Origin of the sequence: Brevibacillus sp. 7WMA2 (assembly GCF_010748895.1) — a bacterium.
Lineage (GTDB): Bacteria > Bacillota > Bacilli > Brevibacillales > Brevibacillaceae > Brevibacillus_B > Brevibacillus_B halotolerans.
Genome location: NZ_CP048799.1, coordinates 821981 through 844004 on the forward strand (window position 1 = coordinate 821981; position 22024 = coordinate 844004).

The 22024-nt window shown below is 37.6% G+C and carries 21 protein-coding genes; 11 read left to right on the forward strand and 10 right to left on the reverse strand.

The genetic code is table 11. The features are described 5' to 3' along the window. Positions 1-84 precede the first annotated feature (84 nt). Positions 85-1287, forward strand: coding sequence for a macrolide family glycosyltransferase (locus GOP56_RS03470; RefSeq protein WP_163244514.1), 1203 nt, complete (start codon positions 85-87; stop codon positions 1285-1287). A gap of 329 nt (positions 1288-1616) precedes the next feature. Here GOP56_RS03470 and GOP56_RS03475 read toward each other — a convergent pair whose 3' ends face one another. The 6 genes from GOP56_RS03475 to GOP56_RS03500 all read right to left on the reverse strand — a co-directional run bounded on the left by GOP56_RS03475 (position 1617) and on the right by GOP56_RS03500 (position 8093). Continuing rightward, positions 1617-1925, reverse strand: coding sequence for a class I SAM-dependent methyltransferase (locus tag GOP56_RS03475; RefSeq protein WP_254068589.1), 309 nt, complete (start codon positions 1923-1925; stop codon positions 1617-1619). 597 nt (positions 1926-2522) lie between these two features. Then, a complete protein-coding gene (locus GOP56_RS03480; protein WP_003337307.1) occupies positions 2523-3230 on the reverse strand; it encodes a GntR family transcriptional regulator in 708 nt (235 codons plus the stop codon). A gap of 30 nt (positions 3231-3260) precedes the next feature. Further along, entirely contained in the window at positions 3261-4670 is a 1410-nt protein-coding gene (locus GOP56_RS03485; RefSeq protein WP_163244515.1) for a GH1 family beta-glucosidase, read from the reverse strand. A 636-nt stretch (positions 4671-5306) separates the two neighbouring features. Beyond that, positions 5307-5732: a VOC family protein gene (locus GOP56_RS03490; RefSeq protein WP_163244516.1), complete on the reverse strand. Its 426-nt coding sequence runs from the start codon at positions 5730-5732 to the stop codon at positions 5307-5309. A 262-nt stretch (positions 5733-5994) separates the two neighbouring features. Then, complete coding sequence (locus GOP56_RS03495; RefSeq protein WP_163244517.1) at positions 5995-6693, reverse strand: VOC family protein; 699 nt, start codon at positions 6691-6693, stop codon at positions 5995-5997. A 515-nt stretch (positions 6694-7208) separates the two neighbouring features. After that, the gene (locus GOP56_RS03500) at positions 7209-8093 is read right to left on the reverse strand and encodes a LysR family transcriptional regulator (RefSeq protein ID WP_003345469.1); all 885 of its coding nucleotides are present in this window, start codon (positions 8091-8093) and stop codon (positions 7209-7211) included. Between the two features lie 129 nt (positions 8094-8222). On the opposite strand from GOP56_RS03500, the gene hutG reads away from it, so the two are divergent. Beyond that, positions 8223-9200 carry a formimidoylglutamase gene (hutG, locus tag GOP56_RS03505; RefSeq protein ID WP_254068591.1) on the forward strand — a complete coding sequence of 326 codons (978 nt, stop codon included), beginning with the start codon at positions 8223-8225 and terminating at the stop codon, positions 9198-9200. Next, positions 9184-10371 carry a sodium/glutamate symporter gene (gltS, locus tag GOP56_RS03510; RefSeq protein ID WP_163244519.1) on the forward strand — a complete coding sequence of 396 codons (1188 nt, stop codon included), beginning with the start codon at positions 9184-9186 and terminating at the stop codon, positions 10369-10371. The genes hutG and gltS overlap by 17 nt, the downstream gene beginning before the upstream one ends. Before the next feature lie 144 nt (positions 10372-10515). Here gltS and GOP56_RS03515 read toward each other — a convergent pair whose 3' ends face one another. Then, entirely contained in the window at positions 10516-10878 is a 363-nt protein-coding gene (locus tag GOP56_RS03515; RefSeq protein WP_163244520.1) for a hypothetical protein, read from the reverse strand. A gap of 346 nt (positions 10879-11224) precedes the next feature. On the opposite strand from GOP56_RS03515, the gene GOP56_RS03520 reads away from it, so the two are divergent. The 3 genes from GOP56_RS03520 (at position 11225) to GOP56_RS03530 (ending at position 13151) form a co-directional block, all read left to right on the forward strand. Beyond that, positions 11225-11683, forward strand: a complete 459-nt coding sequence (locus GOP56_RS03520; protein ID WP_163244521.1) for a hypothetical protein — start codon at positions 11225-11227, stop codon at positions 11681-11683. Between the two features lie 67 nt (positions 11684-11750). Further along, on the forward strand, positions 11751-12293 hold the full coding sequence (locus GOP56_RS03525; protein ID WP_003337317.1) for an RNA 2'-phosphotransferase: 543 nt from the start codon (positions 11751-11753) through the stop codon (positions 12291-12293). Positions 12294-12563: 270 nt separating this feature from the next. Then, positions 12564-13151 carry a hypothetical protein gene (locus GOP56_RS03530; protein ID WP_003345484.1) on the forward strand — a complete coding sequence of 196 codons (588 nt, stop codon included), beginning with the start codon at positions 12564-12566 and terminating at the stop codon, positions 13149-13151. A 187-nt stretch (positions 13152-13338) separates the two neighbouring features. On the opposite strand, the gene GOP56_RS03535 is transcribed toward GOP56_RS03530, so the two are convergent. Beyond that, positions 13339-14163: a CPBP family intramembrane glutamic endopeptidase gene (locus GOP56_RS03535; protein ID WP_121474116.1), complete on the reverse strand. Its 825-nt coding sequence runs from the start codon at positions 14161-14163 to the stop codon at positions 13339-13341. 471 nt (positions 14164-14634) lie between these two features. On the opposite strand from GOP56_RS03535, the gene GOP56_RS03540 reads away from it, so the two are divergent. From GOP56_RS03540 to GOP56_RS03560, 5 genes are all read left to right on the forward strand, one after another. Next, positions 14635-16608, forward strand: coding sequence for an AraC family transcriptional regulator (locus tag GOP56_RS03540; protein WP_163244522.1), 1974 nt, complete (start codon positions 14635-14637; stop codon positions 16606-16608). Positions 16609-16906: 298 nt separating this feature from the next. After that, positions 16907-17557, forward strand: a complete 651-nt coding sequence (locus GOP56_RS03545) for a hypothetical protein (protein ID WP_163244523.1) — start codon at positions 16907-16909, stop codon at positions 17555-17557. A gap of 93 nt (positions 17558-17650) precedes the next feature. Continuing rightward, complete coding sequence (locus GOP56_RS03550; RefSeq protein WP_163244524.1) at positions 17651-18427, forward strand: nucleotidyltransferase domain-containing protein; 777 nt, start codon at positions 17651-17653, stop codon at positions 18425-18427. Positions 18428-19047: 620 nt separating this feature from the next. Beyond that, entirely contained in the window at positions 19048-19662 is a 615-nt protein-coding gene (locus GOP56_RS03555) for a superoxide dismutase (RefSeq protein ID WP_163244525.1), read from the forward strand. 95 nt (positions 19663-19757) lie between these two features. Beyond that, the gene (locus GOP56_RS03560; RefSeq protein ID WP_068793395.1) at positions 19758-20408 is read left to right on the forward strand and encodes a helix-turn-helix transcriptional regulator; all 651 of its coding nucleotides are present in this window, start codon (positions 19758-19760) and stop codon (positions 20406-20408) included. A 300-nt stretch (positions 20409-20708) separates the two neighbouring features. Here the strand turns inward: GOP56_RS03560 and GOP56_RS03565 are convergent, their stop codons facing one another. Beyond that, positions 20709-21263: a hypothetical protein gene (locus GOP56_RS03565; protein WP_163244526.1), complete on the reverse strand. Its 555-nt coding sequence runs from the start codon at positions 21261-21263 to the stop codon at positions 20709-20711. 88 nt (positions 21264-21351) lie between these two features. Continuing rightward, the gene (locus tag GOP56_RS03570) at positions 21352-21951 is read right to left on the reverse strand and encodes a CPBP family intramembrane glutamic endopeptidase (protein WP_163244527.1); all 600 of its coding nucleotides are present in this window, start codon (positions 21949-21951) and stop codon (positions 21352-21354) included. Positions 21952-22024 lie beyond the last annotated feature (73 nt).

Below are 22024 nucleotides of genomic sequence, written 5' to 3' on the forward strand. Positions count from 1 at the left end.
TTTGGCTTGGATCAGGCTGGTATGGGACAGTGCCCCCTTACTCTTACATAATTTAGAGAACAGTATACCTAAGGAGTGGCAGAAATGGCGCGTGTTTTATTTATTAATGGTGGATCAGAGGGACATATCAATCCAACTATTGGAGTTGTGCAAGAGCTTATTTTGCGTGGAGAAGAGGTAGTTTACTTTTCTATAGAAGCTTTTCGGGAGCGTATTGAGAAGACGGGAGCTACTGTACGAACATTTGACGATCAAAAATTTATAAAAGCCTTTATCTCAGGTGGAAGAGATTATTTACTCGAAAGAATCAACGGTCTTTTACTTACGGCAGATATCGTCATACCTAGCGTTCTTGAACAGATCAAAGGCGAGCATTTTGATTACATTATCCACGATTCCATGTTTGGTTGTGGACGGTTACTGGCCCAGATCCTTAAGCTTCCCGCAATCAATTCTTGTACTTCTTTTGCGCAGACAAAAGCATCATTCGATAAAATGTTGGCACAGGTTTCTAAAAAAATTCCTACAGAAATAAGTAAACGAATTCAAGATGAATTTCAAAGCCTGACGAACATGGTGAAGGAAAAATATGATGTGGAGATCCATTCTCCTTATGAAGTTTTTTGTAATCCTGCACCACTTACAATCGTGTATATAACTAGGGAGTTTCAACCTTTTGGAGAAGCATTTGACCAAACTTACAAATTTGTAGGTCCATCCATCTCTTCACGATTAACGCAGGAAAACTTCGACATTACTGCAATCAAGGGGAAAAACCCCATTTACATTTCACTGGGTACTGTCTTAAACCAAGCAATTGATTTCTATAAGCTATGTTTTGAGGCATTTAGGAACACTGATCATACGATTGTCATGTCTATTGGGAATAAAGTCCAAATTTCTGATTTAGGGGAAATTCCTAAAAACTTCATCGTAAAAAATTATGTTCCACAAACTGATGTACTGCAATACACTAAATTATTTATTACCCATGGTGGAATGAACAGTACCAATGAAGGTCTCTATTTCGGGGTTCCGCTCATTGTAATCCCACAAAGCGCGGACCAGCCGATAATCGCGGAGCAAGTCGCCAATATTGGAGCAGGCATTACATTACAAATGCAAAGCTTGACTGCAAATCAACTACGTGAAGCCGTAGATCATGTGTTAAGCCTCTCATCTTTCAAGAAAGCTGTTGCAAATATTAGGGAATCCTTTCGAAAATCAGGTGGATATCATCAAGCTGTTGATGAGATTTTCGAATTTAAAAGTCAATATCATATCTAAATATTTTTTCGCTACTATATTGTTGACTTTTTCCCAGTGGTTACTGCAACTTCTTTTGTAATGAAGGAATGGAATAGGATCTATTATAAAAGAAAGATTGTATACTTAAAGTAACATGGGATTAAGAGAACAACTAAAAGTAGCTTACGCAGATGTTTATAAAGAGTTATAGGAGCAATAGGGGAACGGGTTCACATTTCTTCTTCAACTAACGAAGCAGGAGAGTTGAAGAAGAATGTTTAACTTTTAGGTTACCAATTAGGTGGTTTAATGGAATAATTCAATTCATCTGACCAACTTTGACCTGGTTCAAAACCATAATGTGATTCTCATCTACCCTGCATTAACCTATGCTCCATTTCTAGAAATTGAATATTCATTTTTTTGTTTGTTTTTTCTTTGGCTTTAGAAAGCATTGAGGGAGATATATCTATGGCAGTTATTTGAATGTCCTGTTCAGTAAAAAAGCATAAGTCAGCACCTGTACCGATACCAACAAATAGGACATGCTGCTTCTTGGATAAGACAAGGTCTTCAAACACCTTTTTTCTTGCGTTCAGAAAGATACCGGAGTTAAAAAAGACATCATAGAAAGGTGCTGCTACTTTATAAATGATTTTGTTCCATATGTTGTTCATTCCTCACCTCTATATTCAAACGTTTATTTGATTGTTTTCATTATAGAATAAAATTACTATTCAAACAATCATTATATTATGAAAGTGAGGTCAAAATGAAGAAGAATAAAACAGAAGACAGATGAGAGCTTTATTGTTTATTTTGGAGAAAAATGAAAGCAAAAGTAATAATAATATCCTTCCTTAGAAGGGTGGAACTAGTGGGCAAGCTACACAAAATAAATAAAACCAAGCCTTCTGTACATAAACAGGAGGCTTGGTTTAGAGATTAATAAAGGAAATAACATTTAAATTTTTATCTTGTAGAAATAAGGATTTCTGATGGATGCCTATTGAGGATGTAGTGAAGGTTGATATCTGACTTTCATGAAGAAAGTCGTCTCCTAACATGTAGGGAACGACTTTTTGCAAACCAACTTTAAAACACATAAATGAATATAGAAAGGAGTTGTTGACGACTTATTGACTTAATTTCGTTAACAAACGATAAGTGAACCATTTCTCATCTGACTTGGTAACGTGTCAACATTCCCTGAATCCTAATAAATTTTATACCCGTTACTTATCCTCGAAATAATCTTCTAGAGAAACCTCACTTTATTTAAAAGTAATACGATTTAAAAGCCTCGCCTTTTGATAATGAAACATCGATTGAGACAGCTCAAATATTGTTCCATTTACAAGGTATACAGTATTTTCAATAAGAAGGGCTGGATCGTGTTCATGTACTTCTAATAATTGTGCACTCTCTTTATCTATCTTTTCACAATGAATCACCTTATCTGCAAAACCGATATGGAGCTGTAAGTCCTCAATTAAATAACTATATATGGAGCTCGCTGCTATTTCGTTATTTAAATAGGGAACAACGTCTTTTTTAAAGTGGCTTATTTCAATTGAAAATGCTTTACCGTCTACAATTCGTAATCGTTTCACAAAATATAGTTTCGTCCCTGCCTGACATTGCATTCGTTCTGCTAATGTCTCGTCGGCTTCCATTACATGTAGATCTACTACCTTGGTTTCAATATTTTGGGAAGCAAGATCTTTCGTTAACCCTCGTAGACTTGCTAAATTAATATAATCGGTAATAGGGGCTTCGCGTAAAAACATTCCACTGCCCTGCACTTGAAAAATATATCCTCGATTGACAAGCTGACTTACAACCTTACGTATGGTATTGCGGCTAACTTGGAAGATATTCATCAGCTCTTCTTCCGTTGGTAGCTTTTTTGTCTCATTGAATTTCCCATCTCGGATATCTTTTTCTAAGATGTCGGCAATTTTTTTATACTTTACACTCATATTACGTCTCCTAAAATTAACTTTTCCTCATTATAATTCTTCACCCCTCGTTTCAATGATGTGCTTATACCAGTGAAACGAAAGCTTCTTTTTACGCTTTAAATTGTCATTATGGTCGACAAAAATAAAACCATACTGTTTTTTATAACCATTTAACCAACTTAACAGGTCAATCACAGACCATGCATAGTATCCTTTTAGGTGAATTCCTTCCTGGATCGCGCGCTTTACAGCTTTTAAATGTTCTTCAATATATTTAATTCGCGGAACATCTACAATTTCTCCATCAATGATTGGATCTTCATCACCAAGCCCGTTTTCCGTCACATACATTTTAATGTTACCATATCTTTCTTTTAACAGATGCAATCCATCTAAAAAACCTTTCGGAGATATTTCCCATCCCCATTTTGTATAGGTTTTGTCTTCCATACGCACTGTTCGATAAAATCCATCAAAAGAAGGATTGCCTGGAGCAAGAGTAGATGTTTCTCTAGAATGCTTTTCATTTCTGATATCCTTATCATATCGTTCTACTCGTATAGGCTGGTAATAGTTTAAACCGATAAAATCGTTTTTTTCAGCGTTTTGTTTGATCATCTCTAATTCTTCACTCGTCCAGTTAGGCAGCCATCCCTTTTCTTTTAATTGCTCAATAACATAAGATGGATATTCTCCCTTCAGAACTGGGTCATAAAACCAGAATGTCTCATATTCATTCGCATGGCGTTCCGCTAGTTTATTACTTGGTTGATCATCTACGCTATAGGCAGGTAAGAAAACATGGGTAATGCCAATTTCTCCATATTGCTTTAACTGTTTGTACAATTGAACTGTTTTAGCATGGGCATAAAACACATAATGAGTAGCCTGAAAATAACGTGGAACATCATTCTGAATGCCCGGTGGATGGGCTCCTTTTACATAACCTAATCCGCAAAACATAACTGTCTCATTAAATGTTATCCAATGCTTTACTCGATCACCAAATGCATGAAAACAAATTTCGGCATACTTTACAAATGCCTCGGCGGTTCGCTTATTCGTCCATCCACCATCTTCTTCTAGTGTTAATGGTAAGTCCCAATGGTACAAAGTAACAAACGGAACGATCCCATATTGTAAGCATTCATCAATGACTCGATTATAAAATTCAATGCCTTTTTCGTTTATGTCACCATCTCCGGTTGGTAAAATACGTGCCCACGAAATGGAAAAACGATATGATTCTAATCCCATTTCAGCCATTAATCGGATATCTTCTTCAAAGCGATGATAATGATCAATAGCTACATCACCATTAGTCTGATTGTATGTTTTACCAGGAATTTTTGAAAAAACATCCCAATTGGTAACGCCTTTTCCGTCTTCATTCCAAGCACCTTCTATTTGATAGGATGCTGAAGCAGCTCCAAACAAAAAATCATGTGGAAATTTCAATGTATATACCTCCATTTTTATCGTGAGAATTGTATTTATATCTACTTATTAGATTGGTAGGTACAAATATCTAATCGAAATTATACTCTAAACGACAACCTATTTCTAGATAAGATCATGAATGAACCAAGGCTTGTAATTTTGCATGAATTCATAAGTGAAACTGAATTACTTCAAAAAATCAAACCAAGTCAGGGCTACATGAAGAGCGTAGGTAGATTATTATGCAGGATGGTATAAAATATGGAGATTTAAACGTTTTAAAACACAAAACATGATCTCTATTGCACGTAAATGAGATTAGGATAGATCGCCATCAAATGTAAACATGAGAGCAACAGTGACGTGTTCATAGGTAAATGCGTCTTCTAATAAGCTTCAGTTACGATTAAGCAGGTGTATGACTAGCGGCTAACGGCTAGCAAACGGTTGAGTAAAAAAGCGAAACGGCTCTGATGTAGACAGAGCCGTTTGATTCATTGTTCCACAAGATGAACATAGATAACTTAGGGAAATTAAAAAATGATTGAAGAGACTTGTACTTGTAGACACGAGATTTATAGGCTACAGATGAGTAGGAAGTGGAACTGTCAAGAAATTTTTCGATCAAAGGGGAGAGGGGAGACTAGCAATAAATTATTGCTTGCCATCTGTATATATTTGGAAGGTAACTCCAAACTTATCTGTTATGATACCGTAAGCAGGACTAAAATGAGTTTCCTGCAGTGGCATATTCACTTGGCCACCCTCCTGCAGAGCTTCATAAATTTGTGTAGACTCTTCCTTATTGCTTGTTGCAATACAGATAGTAACTTGATTACCTTTCTGATGCGGTTGACCTGGAAATGTATCTGAAAACATCAGGTCAGTTTCGCTAACTTTAACCATCGCATGTGCCACACGATCTTTTGCATTTGCAGGGATAGGGAATTCAGGATTCTCGGGCATCTCACCAAACGTTTGGTTAAAAAGGACTTTGGCATGTAAAGCTTTTTCATAAAATTGGATAGCCTCCTTGGCATTCCCGTCCATCACTAGATAAGGGATCAACTTCAATGTCATTTCGAACCGCTCCTTTGGTGTTACATGTTTGATCGTTTCTACAATGCTGCTTGCTGCATTGATCAGGCTTTTTTCTGAGTGCTGTTAACCAGAGAAACCAACCCTATATCTCATTATTAACATTAATGTGATTATAAAACAAAGAACATACGTTCGTGAATTAGACGTGAGAATGAAAATGCTGCGGTTAGATCATTTCGGAAAAATCGGAAGTAAATTTCAGCTCAACAGGGGGGAAAGTGAGTAGTAGGTTAACATGTTCCTATATTTCCTCCATAGGCACTTTCGCGGTACTCCATAACTGATATGGCAAACCAGTAAGCTGTACTTGATTGTCTAATTCGCTTTGAATTGTTACTTGAGTTGGAAACACACCTGGTATTCTTTCATCTGGAAACCACAGGCGGCTTGTTTCAATGAGAATAAATAATCCTTCTACATCCCCAACGGCAGCAAATTGTTTCTCATCCTTTCGCCATATTTCCTGTTCAAACGCTTCACAGATATGCTTGGAGCTTTCGGCAACATGAGGAACAGGCAGTCCAATTTCACTGATATAAAGGATACTGTTTTCACTGAATGGAGTCTCAGAGGGGTTGTGTAAGGAGTGATGTGCAATAAACTCGACTAGATTACCGTCCGGATCATAAAAGTACGCTGCAGTTGCGTTCCAGGCAGGGAAAAAGAACTGATTCTGTCTGTCAGTAGAAAAGCAGGAGATTCCTTTGTGTTGAAGCCATTGTATTGATTCAGTCAGTTTATTTGAAGGGATCGTAAAAGCAAAATGATAATAGGCACCTAGATCAGTAACGTTTTTTTGAAATGTTATTTTAGACTCACCAGTTGCAATAGTAAATGCTTCAGCAGATGCTTGTTTGATACAAAAACCTAGCAATTCACTATAAAAAGACTTCATTTCGTCTAATCGATTCGATTGTAGTACGATTTCCATGATTCGCATGCAAACACATCCTTTTTTTGGTTTGTGTCTTTGGAAGGCTAATCTGATTCAAGTTTAATCGATTCGCATCGTTTTTCATATCTTTTTCGAATTCCCAGAATACTTCCAGATCCATGAATGATAATATTTGTAGATCAATCATCGTTTTCTCAGGATGCTTTATGATTGAAAAGATGTGACAAGGTAGTCTACTCTCACAAAAGAGCAGGACTACCTTGTTAGTTACTTGTTTTGTACTTTTTACCTCTGCTGATTAAGGTGGGTTTTTTTATGTAGGTTCTTTTTGTTAAGATCGCTGTAATTTCAACCTTTAGCTCAACAAAGCAGGATCATTACGTAACATCGTCGAATATCGTTTAGCTAATATTTATCAGAAAAAGGAGACAAGTGCCATGCAGGGCTATAATGTTGTTCCCGTATTGAAGCGGGTTTTGATAGTTCTGGTAGCTACACCTGAATTCCTTTTTGTAATGAGTATAATCTCCATAGAGTTTTTATATATTGAGGTTCACTTGTCAATCAAAGTACCGTCGAATATCTTCCAAAAAGGCTTGGACCGCGGGAGACAAATAACGATTTTTCATAAACGTTAAATAAACAGTCCTCTCCAATGCTGATGAATCAATCGTTTTTGATACGATGCACTCATCCATTGGCTCAGATAAATAATTTTCGGGGATAATCGTAATTCCTAGATTTTCTCTGACTAGTGTTAAGGCTGTTTCAAAGCGTTCAATTTCAAATTTGATTTTCGGTGTTATTTGTTCAAGTGTAAAGGCTGTTAAAATATCTTCTCTTGTCTGAAAACCTTCCGTACTAATGATAAAAGGCTCTCTTTCTAACTCTTCTAAAAGAATAGATCCCCGCTTCTGTGCCAGAGGGTGATCTCTGTGTAGCACAAGCACTAATCTTTCATCGTATAAAGGCAATGATTCAATATCCGGTTCATTTATATACTGATTTGTAATGAGTAGATGTGTATCATACTTCCTCAATGATTCCTTCACAGCTTTTCCACTCAGGACTTCGATCAGCTTAATGTTTATGGTAGGAAAACGATCCTGATACTTACGGATCACTTTTGGAATCCAATGCTTCACTGACTCAATGATGCCGATGATTAGATCACCACTGCCGGTCAGTTTTACCTCCTCCATCTCTTTTTTCAACATGTTCATTTGAGAAAGGAGGAGAATTGATTTTTTATATAAAATTTTACCAGCGTCAGTTAGTTCTACTTTTCTTGTATTTCGCTCAAGGAGTGGGGAGCCAATCTCTTGTTCCAAATTTTTAATAGCATTGCTTAACGAAGGCTGTGAAATATGCAGTTTTTGTGCGGCTTTGGAGTAGCTCAAGTGATTGGAAACCGTCACAAAATAATGCAATTGTTTGATGTCCAAAAGAAACCCCCTCCTTATTTATAGCTTAAAACTATTAAATTATTTGAATTATATATTAGAAATAATAAGTTTGTCATTATATAATCAAAAAACAAATCTACTTCAGAAATTTCAGAAAGGGTGAATAAATTGGCAACGAATATTCTAGCTGATTTATGGACCGGGCGAACTGATCATACGGAAAGAAGAAGCAGCTTTCGCTATCATCAAATTGTGGAATTGGTAGACTTGGAGAATTTGCAGCCCTCCAAGGATAGCACATGTGCAATTATTGGCTTTGAATGTGAAGAAGGAGTTAGACGCAATCAAGGCCGATTAGGTGCAGCCAAAGCTCCAAATGCTATTAGGCAAGCGCTTGCGAGTCTTCCTTGGAAACTGGAGGAAGGTACACGTATTATCGATGTGGGGAATATTCAGTGCCAAAACGAAAAACTCGAAGATGCTCAGGAAGAATTGGGTCTGGCAGTCTCGAGAATTTTTTCAAAATCGGCTACTCCTATTATTTTAGGAGGAGGACACGAAACGTTGTATGGACATTATTTAGGTGTCCGAAAACATATAGGCAACGATGCTTCGCTTGGCATCATCAATATTGATGCTCATTTCGATTTACGTTCGTATGAAAATCAGCCTTCATCTGGTACGATGTTTCGACAAATATTAGAAAATGACCAAAATAGCCAATATTTTGTACTTGGTATCCAACGTTTCGGGAATACGCAGGAATTATTTGATAAAGCGGACGAACTCGGTGCCCAGTATATTTATGAAGAAGATATGACTGAAGAACGGATGGATGACATCATTACTGCATTAGACGAATTCATCGAGAAGCAGGATTATGTCATGCTTACGCTTTGTACAGATGTTTTAAATGCGGCATTTGCCCCAGGAGTCAGTGCGCCATCTCCATTTGGATTAACACCAATGGTTGTTCGTACCTTGATTCGCAGAGTGACAGCTCACAAGAAAACGCTTTCTTTTGATATCTGTGAAGTGAATCCTGTCTTAGATGAAAACGGAAGAACCGTGAAGTTAGGTGCTTATTTAACGAATGAAGCTATCACGAGATTTCTAGGGGGAGACAACTATGACTTTAGCACTTAATCAAGTAAATACGATTTTTCTCGCGGTTGCATTACTAGTAGTAGGATCATACCTAGTAAAAAAAGCAGGGTTTCTGCAAAAATTTTATATCCCGGCACCAGTTGTTGGAGGGCTATTGTTTGCAATCATTGCAACGACGGTAAAAGCGATGGGACTTTTGGAAATTACATTGGATACCTCACTTCAAAGCTTGTTCATGCTCACCTTCTTCACAACTGTAGGATTGGGAGCAAGCTTTAAACTCATCAAGCTAGGCGGCAAGCTACTTGTCATTTACTGGATTGCATGCGGATTCTTGGCTTTAGCACAAAATGTGATTGGGGTTTCCTTGGCTTCATTGTTCGGGATTCATCCACTAATTGGTATGATGGCAGGCTCAGTATCTATGGAAGGTGGACATGGAGCGGCAGGCGCATTTGGACAAACCCTTGAAGATATGGGAATTCAATCAGCGTTGGCCATTGGGATCGCGGCGGCCACCTTTGGTCTTGTGGCGGGGGGCTTAGTTGGCGGACCGACTGTAAAATATTTAATTTCAAAATACGATCTAAAACCGACTGAAATAGAAGATAAGGAAGAGACAGTTGAAGAAAAAGTACAGCCCATTACGACAAACACCTTCTTCATCCAGGTATTGCTCATTACATTTTGTATGGCAGTTGGTACGTATTTAGGTGAGCTGTTCACATCAGCAACAGGCTTTGTTCTACCTAGTTATGTAGGAGCCATGTTCGTGGCAGTTATTGCCCGCAACATTGTAGATAAATGGAATCCGAATGCAATTGACATGAAGAGTATCAACCTGATTAGTGATGTGACACTCGGAATCTTCCTGTCTATGGCACTCATGAGCATAAAATTATGGGAAGTAGCTGATCTTGCACTTCCAATGCTATTAATCGTGTTTGTACAAGTTGTATTTATCGTTCTGTTTGGGATTTTCATTTTGTTCCGATTGCTTGGTAAAAACTATGATGCCGCAGTAATGGTCGCAGGTTTTACAGGTCATGGCCTTGGCGCTACACCAAATGCTATGGCGAATATGGCTGCAGTGACTGAGCGATTTGGACCTTCGCGTAAAGCCTACCTAGTCGTTCCAGTTGTCGGTGCCTTTCTCATTGATGTGTTTGGTATGCCGATCATTATTACAACAATAAATTTATTTAAATAACAGGATGAAGAATGATCCTTATCTTATTCAGATGGATAAAAATTGCGGTATTTCAGATTATTTCAAGTATGGTCATATATGGTTCAGATTAATTTTAAGCAAAAAACAGACCGTGAGAGGGGGAACCCACGGTCTGTTTGTGAATTAGAACCAAGTTATATAGATCCTGTAAGTCGTTTTACTTTTATGATCATGAATTAACGCAGGCTCAAATGGGGTAGGATTAAGAGCTATAACTTTTGTTCGGTTATTTGCAATATCCGGTTCAAGTCGAATCGTACCTGGTGCTCCTTCTACAAAAAATCCTGTATTTGGAATATAAAGATGATTGTCAACTACAAGGTTTTTCGTAACGATGCTATAACCAGGATACACAATGCTTGGTTGAATTGCATGTGCTGGGTCAGGGGATCGTTCAAGAGTAGAGTGTGCACTAACAGCTTGTGCTCCAAACATCAAAGAAACTGCTATTAGTGAGGAAGCAAGAATGTTTACTTTCTTCATCATTACCACTCCTTCAAATTTAGACACCCACAATGAGAATCAATAATATGTATTTTTTGAATATGAATCCTGCTACACAAAGGGCTATGTTTGAATTATATACATTTTTTACCATTTTTACATACAGAACAGAAGTCGAACAAACAATTAATTTTAGGCGGCTATTAACAAGAATAACACGAGCATAAATGAATAAATTACTTCTTCCCATTTCGTAGATTCCGAATAGAGATTTTTCTAAATAATCGCTATCTGAATATCGGACCAAACTGATATAATATGCTTACATGTAGCATGAAAAAATGGTTCCAATACATCAACGAAAGGGAAAGCCTAATAGGGAGATAAAATGAAACAAGAATTCCTTTATTTCATCTGTAAAATAACTAATGATGATTCCTTTAACGAATTAAAAAGCTTGTTCCATAAACTAAAAACAGCAAAAGAATCTGGTAAACTGCATGACGGTGACTATGTACTTTGGAAGTCATTTTTTAAGAAAGAGCAATTGGTAAAGTTTTGGAACCCGTCACAGCAAGAATTGGATGAGCATTGGAGCCTGTATCATTCGTTATCCGTTGACGAGAGAAATACAGATCCTAGATTAAAAGTACCATGGGATTTTGAATCATGGTTAGATGCAATCGCCAGTGCTGAATATACGATTATAAGCTGTGAACGTATAGATCAAAATAGAGGGAAATTTGAATATGACCCATGGGCATTTCCGTATGGAAGCGCTGATGCTCTTCGATTCTTACTTCATATTTTTGACTGTGACATTATTGAAGAAGAAACTGGATATTGAAAATAGTAGGGACCGGAAGCTGCTTTACATAATACAATGACAAACATTGAAATAGGAAGTGTAGAATATGAATTATCAAAAATTGAGTAAAGAAATTTCATATGCTTTGCGACATGCACCACATGAATATGAATTAGAATTAGATGAATATGGATGGGTTCAAACTGAGCAATTATTGCATTCCCTACATGAACAACCAGTATGGCGTAATGTGAGTGAAAAGGACTTGCAAGTTATGATTTCACAATTTGATAAGAAACGATTTGAAATGGAAAATGGAAAAATGAGAGCCCTCTATGGCCACTCAACAGCGAAAAGAGTTTTGAAAGAGGAAAGTGAGCCGCCAGAGTTTCTTTATCATGGTACACCAAAACGATTTGTTTCATTGATATTGGAACAAGGGCTATTACCTAAAGGAAGACAATATGTTCATCTATCAGAAGAAATTCAGACTGCAAAACAAGTGGGGAAAAGAAGGGATACGCATCCAACTATTTTAAAGATAGAGGCAAAAAAAGCATGGGCGAATAAAGTTACCTTTTATCATGGAAACGAAATGGTTTGGCTGGCGGATAAAATAGATAGGCAGTATATTTCGATCCTTGAATAAGGAGTAAATAGAGGGATACTGTTATTCCATTTTTTTGGACTTGAAGGATAAGTATACTTTTAGGTAGATCATTTGATAGCAGGCTTCAAAATGCTGTAAGGAAGCTGTTTTTTACAGAAATTAGCGGAATTGGTAAGAGAGAATTCCCCCTATAAACAAGGAAAGGAGGGTCAAAAAAGGTTCATGTAATGGACTAGGTGTATAAATATGCAATTCTACATTGCGTTGAGTCCTTTTATTGCTTATAATCATCAGCGAGGTGGTTAATATATGTCATTAACAGTTAAAATTACCATAAAGGACGACAAAGGAAAAGAAGCTGAAATAGAGCTACAAGAAACGGATAATCTAGCAAAATTAGTTATTGTTCAAAATGTATTTAACTTATTTGGTGTTGATAAAGATATACTGGACACAGTGAACGAATTTGAAAAGATTGGCAAGGCTTACAGTCATTTTTTTGACAATATGAAACAAGAAGAAGAGCAGTTGGAAGAAAAGGATATAAGGGAAAAACGCATTGTTAATAATGAACAAATTAGGGAACAAATGATCAAAAGCTTTCAGGAGATCGAAGAGACGAAAGAGGCTGAAGCTAAGCCAGTTGATGATTCAGATTACTTAACTACAGGTATCAAGGAAGACTCAAATGGCAAAAAACGCTATAAATTAAGATATGAATGTCCAATCTGTATGAATAAGGGCGTACATTATATTTACAAAAATTCGACTGAGACGTGGTGCCATTCCTGTGGAAGTAAGATGCCTATCAAAGCAGCACACAAGGATGGATTCCCAAATAGAGATTCACACGGGAATTTTTATCGAGCAGGAGATTACTATGATTACACCTGTTAACAGTGATTACTCATAGTTGAATCGAAATTACTTTGGATGAGATGTATAAAAGTGACATGAATCTGATGACCCCCAGAGGGTTTCTGGGGGTTTAATGAAGTGCTTGGTTTTCCGTCGCTTTTAGCTAGTAGGCCAAATACTAGGATTATGCCAGTATAAGTAGTGAAAGCATCATAAAACAAGTATTTTACAGGCTACTAATGGCTCTGACATTTTGTTTACGATATATTTTCCATGTAATAAACAGCGTAATCAGTAATATGCAAGCAGTTAGATAGCTCCCCTCAGCACCAAAAGCTCCTCCAGAAAGCATGGCATCCCCGATCGGTTGAACCTTTACAAGGGAAGGCGCTTCTGATTCGCCACCCGAAACTGCAAATCCAAAAGCAGATTGTAAGAAATTCCATATAAAATGAGCACCAATAGGCAGCCATAGCTTGCCAGTCATCTCTCTCATTACACCTAGAAACAAGCCATCGAGAAAGAGGAACAGCATTGGGAGAAGTGACTCGGTAGAACCTGTGTTAAACAAATGAATAGATGCAAACAAAAGAGAGGTAAGCAGAATTGAAGCTTTCATGCCAAATGACTCCTTTACAAGTCCCTGAATGTATCCTCTCACCAGTCCTTCTTCAACGATGGCAACCACTATCCACTTAGGAATGGTAGACAGAATAGCCGCCAGAAGATAGACATCTATTTGTACGCTTGTAAGCTGTACCCCACCGAATAACCAAATAAGTGCACAGGAAAGGAAAATTGTGCAGGCTCCTATTCCAATACCCATTATGAGCTGCTTCCAGCTTTCCTCTCTTCCAAATCCTAGAGGCCAAAGAGATTTTCTTTCAAATAGCCGATAGGTAATCCATACGCCAATCAGCATTCCTATTTGAGACAAATATTTGAGTGAGGCAGGCAATAGTGCATGGAGGAGAAATGAAGTGAGGAAGCCTATAAGGATTGTAAGTGCTATTTTTGCGATGACTTGTAGGGAGAGTACGATGGTTTTCATTGAAGAGGCCTCCTAGATCTTTTACCTATCATATCTTTCCATTTTAAGCGATTGGATGAGTATATGAAAGACTCATTACCTTATTTTCACAAATATTCCACCACTCGATTGAATCATTTTCATATAAAGCTACTGTTGCCAAATGACTGATCCATAACGTGATTATTCTACATTAAGAAGCAGGGAGCATTAACAGATCGGAGTAGTTTTTATCTTTGATGAATGGTAGATAACTCATCGTACAGTGCATTCATTGATAATGATAACTATTATCATATATAATGAAGGATGCATAATGATACAAGCTAGGATGACGAAAGCAACAATCCTATCGGTAACCATCCGGTGGGATTGTATGCGGTGTGCGGCAGTGCTGCCTGACAACTTGATGTCATAATTTTTGCATGATGGCAAGGGGCGCTCATTGTTTGTTCAGGTAGTCGTGATATGTAGCGTGCTTTAAGGAGATGAATGACAGATATGCAAATGAACGACTATTTTGTGTTGTGGAATCATGCTTTCATTCGGGTGTTGGATATCCGTCATGCGATCCTGAGGGTAGGAGAAGAGCTTGGCTCATATCGACTCCCCACAAGCAGTTTTTTGTATGCAACTCGTGGTGTTGCCCAAATACTGCTTGACGGGGAAGTTCATCGATCAGAGAGATTCCATGTACTCCATAGCGGGAAGGGGACATGCTTAGAGATTATAGGGATAGAAGACGAGTTTGAATACTATATGATTCTATATAAGGCTACACTTCCACGTCCATGTAGCCAGGACATTCTGGAACTGTTGGAAACTAGCAATCCTTTTCAAATACAGTACAGCTTTTCACCAAATGACCCAATCTCACTATTCCATAAAGTGAAAACTATGAATCAAGAATGGAAACAACCAAGGTCAATTGAACGTTTTTATGTTAAATCAGAGTTTTATCAATTTGTCTACAGTATTCTACGGCAGCTCCAAGGTCAAGAGATTGATGTAAAAGAGCCGGGAATTGTTACACAAGTGATTTTGTATATGCAAAAGCATTACTCGGAATCGATCACTCTCGAATCCCTTGCAGAGACTTTGAACTACAGTGTTCCCCACTTATCCGCTCTGTTCAAAAAGGAGACCGGGCACAGTCTGATTCATTATCTGATTCGGATAAGAATGGATAAGGCAGCAAGTCTACTAGTAGAAACGGATGCAACATTACGTGAAATAGCTGTCAGTGTAGGTTATGAGGACCCGTATTATTTTGGGCGTCTATTCAAAAAGTACAAGGGTGTTTCGCCTGCCCGTTATAGAGTTAGAGAGCTACAGCATCCAACAGAAGAAAGTCCTTCTAACTTCATTCGATCCTCCATTGAAGTTCAAAAGGGCTCGCGCTATATTGAGGGTGATATTCATGATCAATATAAGAGAGAGGGACTTACACCGATGTATAAACAATCTAGGTCAACTACTACGGCAACATTATTCCTTTGCTTTGCGTTGCTTCTCAGTGCGTGTTCTGTTGGCACTTCAAACACGAATACAGCAACTTCGGGAAAGCAATCGTCATCTGCTGGCTCAGTATCGCACAATTCTACTCAAACGAATTCCGGTCAGGCTTCTGAAAGCGCACCAACCAAAATAATATCGACGGTTAGCGGTGACATAAGAATTCCCGTTAACCCCCAAAGGATTATAGCTGACCAGTATCTGGGCAGTTTTATTGCGCTTGGTATTACCCCCATTGGAACTCCCGGACTGCACCGGAAAAATCCGTATTTTGGCGAAGCACTCAAGGAAGTGGAGGATATTGGTGATGTGGAGGGTTCATTGGAAAAGGTGATTGATTTACAACCAGACCTGATCGTAACAGGGTCGGCAGAAGATCATAGCAGATATCAGCAATTATCCAAGATTGCCCCTACCATATCAATTCCTTATGGCGAATTAAAAAATGCCCATGAAGAGCTGACTTACTTTGGCAAGCTACTAGGTAAGGAAAAAGAAGCTGAAAAATGGCTTGCGGAGTACGATCATCGTATTTCTGTAGCAAGAGAAAAAGCAAGGAAAGCAGTGCCTTCTAATGCTACCTTTTCTATATTTGAGCTTACACCCAAGGGGACCTATGCTTACGGGGACAATTTTGGACGAGGTGGTCAAGCTGTATATCAAGCATTGGGATTCAAGCCTCCAGCACCGATAGCAGCCGAAATTAGTAAAAAACAGTGGGTTGAGCTGTCTAATGAGTTACTACAACAATATGCAGGCGATTATATCATCCTGACCTCTGACGACCGTACCTTAGAGGACTTGAAAGCCGATCCGATCTGGGCTTCTCTTGATGCAGTCAAAAACAATCGTGTATACATATGGAAAGAAGAGCGATCCTGGTACTTTGACCCAATCGCAGTATTGTCACAAACAGAGGAAATCGCGGATTGGCTGGCAGGTCAGCGCTAAGTGTGTATAGAAACATTATTTATAAATGAAATTTGAATAAACAAAGCAATCACTCAGTGAAGTGTCCCGTATACATGTTAGGTAGCCTAGAGCTTTTCCATAGTCGATGTAAGAGGATGCTTCACTGTTTTGCTTGATATGAGCTTTATGGATGTTCTTGTTTCATATTTCACAATTTAACTCGTTATAATTATGAAAGAGGAATTTCCCGTTATTTACGAAAAGAATGCTTATAATACGTTATCCTAATTGCTTTCTATCCATTTATTGCTTATAATCATTTTCGAGGTGGTCTAAAATGTCATTATTAGTCAAAATTTCCATTAAAGATGATAAGGGCAAAGAAGCGGGAATCGAGCTTCAGGAAAACGACTATTTAGCTAAATTAGTGATTATTCAGAACGTATTTAATCTTTTTGGTGTGGACAAGGATATTCTAAAAACAGTAAACGAGTTCGAAAAGATAGGTAAGGCCTATAGTAATTTCTTTGAAAATATGCAGCAAGAAGAGGAGCAGAAGATAGAACAGCATTTGGACAATAATGATGAGAACCAGAAGATAGAACAGCATCTAGACAATAATGATGAGAACCAGAAGATAGAACAGCATCTAGACAATAATGATGAGAACCGAGAACAAGTAAGTGCGGATTTGCTGGAGGATAAGAAGTCAAATGAAAGTCATGAAAATGTTGTTCATGTTGCAGATTATCTTACAACAGGAATTAAAGAAGATGCAAACGGAACAAAACGCTACAAATTAAGATATGAATGTCCCATTTGCATGAATAAGGGCGTTCATTATATTTACAAAAATTCGACTGAGACCTGGTGTCATGCCTGTGGAAGTAAAATGCCAATAAAATCAGCACATAAAGATGGATTTCCCAACAGAGATTCACATGGGAATTTTTATCGAGCAGGAGACTATTACGATTACTCAAGCTAACATTTCTCCCAAAACTAGCAGGATATCTTACAACTTATGATAAAATAGGATATGACCAAAATTTATAGATAAACTTCATAGTGGGAGAAAAAGATGAAAGAAGCTATACAATATGAAATCAAAAAATTGGAACAAGAACACAATATCAGAATTTTATTTGCCGTAGAATCCGGAAGCCGGGCATGGGGATTCCCATCACAAGATAGCGATTATGACGTGCGCTTTGTCTATATCAGACGTCCTGAATGGTATCTTTCAATCGATGAAAAACGCGATGTAATTGAAGTACCCATTACTAATTTGCTAGACATTAACGGATGGGATATTAAAAAGGCGCTCAGACTGTTTAGAAAGTCAAATCCTTCCTTGATGGAATGGCTGAGTTCGGAAATCGTTTACCACGATGCTTATGGATTTAAGGATGAGATGATAAAGCTGAGGGAGCGTGTTTTTTCTCCACAAATTTCGATTCATCACTATCTTGGCATGGCGAAGGGGAATTATAGAGATTACCTCAAGGGAGAACAGGTAAAAATAAAAAAATACTTCTATGTTCTTCGGCCTTTGCTAGCTTGCATGTGGATTGAGAGATACAAGGTGAATCCACCCATACTGTTTCAAGAATTGGTAAATAAATTAGTAGCTGATGCAGCGGTAAAAAGCGCAATTGAGAAGCTGCTTAAAAGCAAAATGGCTGGAAAAGAAATTGCCCTTGAAAAGCGTATTGATGTGTTAAATGACTTTATTGAAGAGGGGTTTGCACATCTTAGCGACATTTCGCCTACGTATAGTCGTGAAATGAACGATCCAACTGCCCAGCTTGATGACGTATATCGCAAATACCTAAGGCTAGTCTGGGATTTCAAATAAGAGATTTATCGAAGCGTCTCTTTTTCATCGGGTGACGGATTGTTTACAGACATCTGATCTCGATCATTTTTTCGTTTAGGGATACATAATAGAATTGATTCTTGTTACTCTTGTGATGATTTCAGACACTACATTCAAATTACTTTACTAGGACAAGTTTGAATAATTTGAATAGCCGGCCTTAATGGTCGGCTATTTTTACATTTCTAAATGAAGGAGCATAATTACCTGAAACTAGGTGGGTGCAATAAGTACGCTGTATATTTTTCTTACAAAAATTTATTAATAAGCACAATCAACGCTGATCCAGGGCATTGATCAGCTTTCTATTAAAGGAACGCTATTATGCATATAGCGTTCTTTTTTGGTGGAATTTGACCTTATTTTCGAAATCAAACACGATCTTTCAGATGGAGCGAAATGATGGATATATGTCCCATTAAGAAGGGAAGTTATAAGGATTTTTGGGGAGGCAAAATTGTTCAAAGTCATGCGTGGATATTTCTTTTGAAATATATACCAAATAAGTTGCGTAGGGTAAAAATATTTGGTTGTGTACAAAATATTTTATATCGTGTAAACTAAGGATGTAATCAATCAAGATAGGAGGAAATAATTGAATGGAGCCATTTTCTTTACCGAAGCTGCAATACAATTATGACGAGTTAGAACCTTATCTCGATGCCAGAACCATGGAAATCCATCATGGCAAGCACCATGCAACTTATGTGACGAATTTGAACAAGGCAATCGAGAACTATCCCCAGTTCAAGAATGCTACTGTAGAAGAATTGATCAGCAATTTGAACGATGTACCGGAAGAAATTCGTACAGCGGTTCGAAATCATGGAGGTGGACATTATAGTCATAGCCTGTACTGGTCCATCATGAGCCCAACTGGGGGCGGGAATCCTGATGGTGATATAGCGAAGGGAATTGAAAAGCATTTTGGTAGCTTTGCAGAGATGAAGGATGAACTAACAAAAGCTGCTGTAAGCCGATTCGGAGCGGGGTGGGGATGGCTGGTTGTCAATGGGGACAAGTTGGAAGTTACCAGTACGCCCAATCAGGATACTCCTTTTATGGAAAATAAAACGCCGATTCTGGTCGTCGATGTTTGGGAGCATGCTTATTATTTACAGTATCAGAATAAAAGGCCAGATTTTGTCTCCTCCTGGTGGAATGTCGTTAACTGGGAGGAAGTTAATCGTCGTTATAACGAAGCGATTCGTTAATTTTGAATTTTCTAAGCTTTGCAGAAGAGACAGATATGCTTCTGCAAAGTTTTTTACTATAAATCTCTTATCTTGCTCAGAGAGGAAGGGTGTCCATGAACAAACACGCGGTTCGATTACGAGAACAATCAACAAGAAATGAGATATTGCTGTTGCTCAAGAAGCGTGGTTCAGTAAGTGTCCAGGAAATGTCGGAGCATTTGGGAGTAACGAGGATGTCTGTTCGCAAGCATTTATATGCGTTAGAGAAGGACAGTTATATCCAATCTAGTATTCTGCGTCAGCATGTAGGAAGACCAACTTATTCCTATCGACTTACGGTTTTATCCGAAGAATTATTTCCGAATGAATACGATAGTCTGGCCATGGAATTGATTCAGGAGATCAATGACATGTTCGGGGAATCGTTAGTGAATAGCTTATTTGAACGGAGAATGGCAAAGATCGAGAAAAAGTACCGTGAAGCGATGTCAGGACAAAATTTTGAGGAAAGAGTAGCAACCTTGGCCAAAATTCAGGATCAAGAGGGATACATGGTCAAATTAGAAAAAAAACAAGATGATACATATTTATTGGATGAAGCAAACTGTCCTGTTGTAGAAATTGCAATCCGCAATCGCCAAGCATGTCAATGTGAGGTTGCTCTATTCGCAGCGTTGCTTGACGCCGATGTGCAGCGTACGGAATGTATTGCGGACGGGAATGTGAGATGTCGTTATTTGATAAAGGAGAGGGGCAAGAGCTAAGGCTAGTGGGGGAGAAGAAGATGAATCGCAGCTGATAACGGAAATGATCAATGTATAGGGAGGAGAGAGTCGGGGTTTTGCATTAGCAACGCTATTATTTATGGTTTGGGAGTCAATAAATAAACTTGGTATAAAATATATCCTTACATAAGAAGAACGGTTTTTAAAGTCAATGTTTGAAAAGGAGAATTACAATCTATTGAGTTTGATACGTGATCATATAAAACAGGACAAAAAGGTAGTTTTATCTTTTTGTCCTGTTGATTTATTTTCTACAACTGGTAGGTCTGTCTATGATAACTAAAAGTGTGCCAGTAGGTATGTTTCTTTCAGTCTTTGAAAGTTTTCACTTGATTTTGCAAGATCGTTATTCAATCTTTCTATCTTTTTAATGAAATCGCCTGTTTTCGTTTTAAGTTCAGAAAGAAATTGTGCTTTATTTATAATCTCATTTTCCCATCCAGCATCATAGATGGAACAAAGCGGAACGGGAGTTACAAATTCCTTAGGAACCCTATCTGTTGCCAGTACGAAATCAATCAATACATTTTCATTCCTATTTTTAATTACGATCCAGTTATCGGGTTCTTCTATGGTTTTAATAGCAGCATATCCCTCCTTTTTTAACATGATTAGAGCCTCATTTAGCATTTGAAACCATGATATGATCCATTCTTCGAATAAGTTGAATTCATGGATCGTTGCATCTTCAGAATAATATCCATACTCCTGCTCATTAAAAGAAAAGAGTATCAATCCTAAGAAATCATCACCGTAATCTTCTATAAGCTCTTCATGCGTAAGGGAGGAAATTTCTGATTCAGACAAAGCAAGTTGATAATTAATACGAAACATATTAACTCCTTTCTAATAACCAAAATCTTTTAATGTGTATCTATGTGGACCATAAGCAGTACTAAGATCGAAATATCAGTAAACAAGGTTATTTTTTAACCCTTATTAAATTGTATTTGAATAATAGCGTTATTCCTAAGTTCATTAGAAAATGCACAACAAATGGTACTAAAATATTGTTTGTTTCAAAATATAACCAGCCAAAAGTAAAACTTGGTATGCTTATATTTATTAGCATGATAGGCTTTTTGAAGTATTGATTATGAAAACCTAAGAAAAATAAAGTAGTTGCTATAATTGCAATCCATTGGCTCTCTATAAATATGAAAAGTAAATTTTGAATAATTCCTCTAAACAAAAGTTCTTCAAATAACGCTCCTAAAAGCATAAAGACAAAAATAGGTAACAGTGAATAATTTTGATAACTCTTGTTTGTATCGTCAATGTATTTTGAGGGAATGTAAAGCGTTAAGATTACACCAAACAAAAGTAGAGCAAACGAAGCACTACATATATGCATTATCATTCTGATTGGTTTTTCGAACGATAGGAAATTATGAATTGTGAGTACATCATAAACGATAAGAATAAAAATGATGGCCACGCAAATGAATGTAAAAGAAGAGAATACGAAAACAGCGTCTTTTGGGTTGAAATCCTTTTTTGTTTTCTTGGTTTTGTCTTTCATAGCTTACCTTCTTTTCTGTGACTTTAAAATAATGAAAATACCTTATATTCCTATTTTATCAGAAGGTATAATA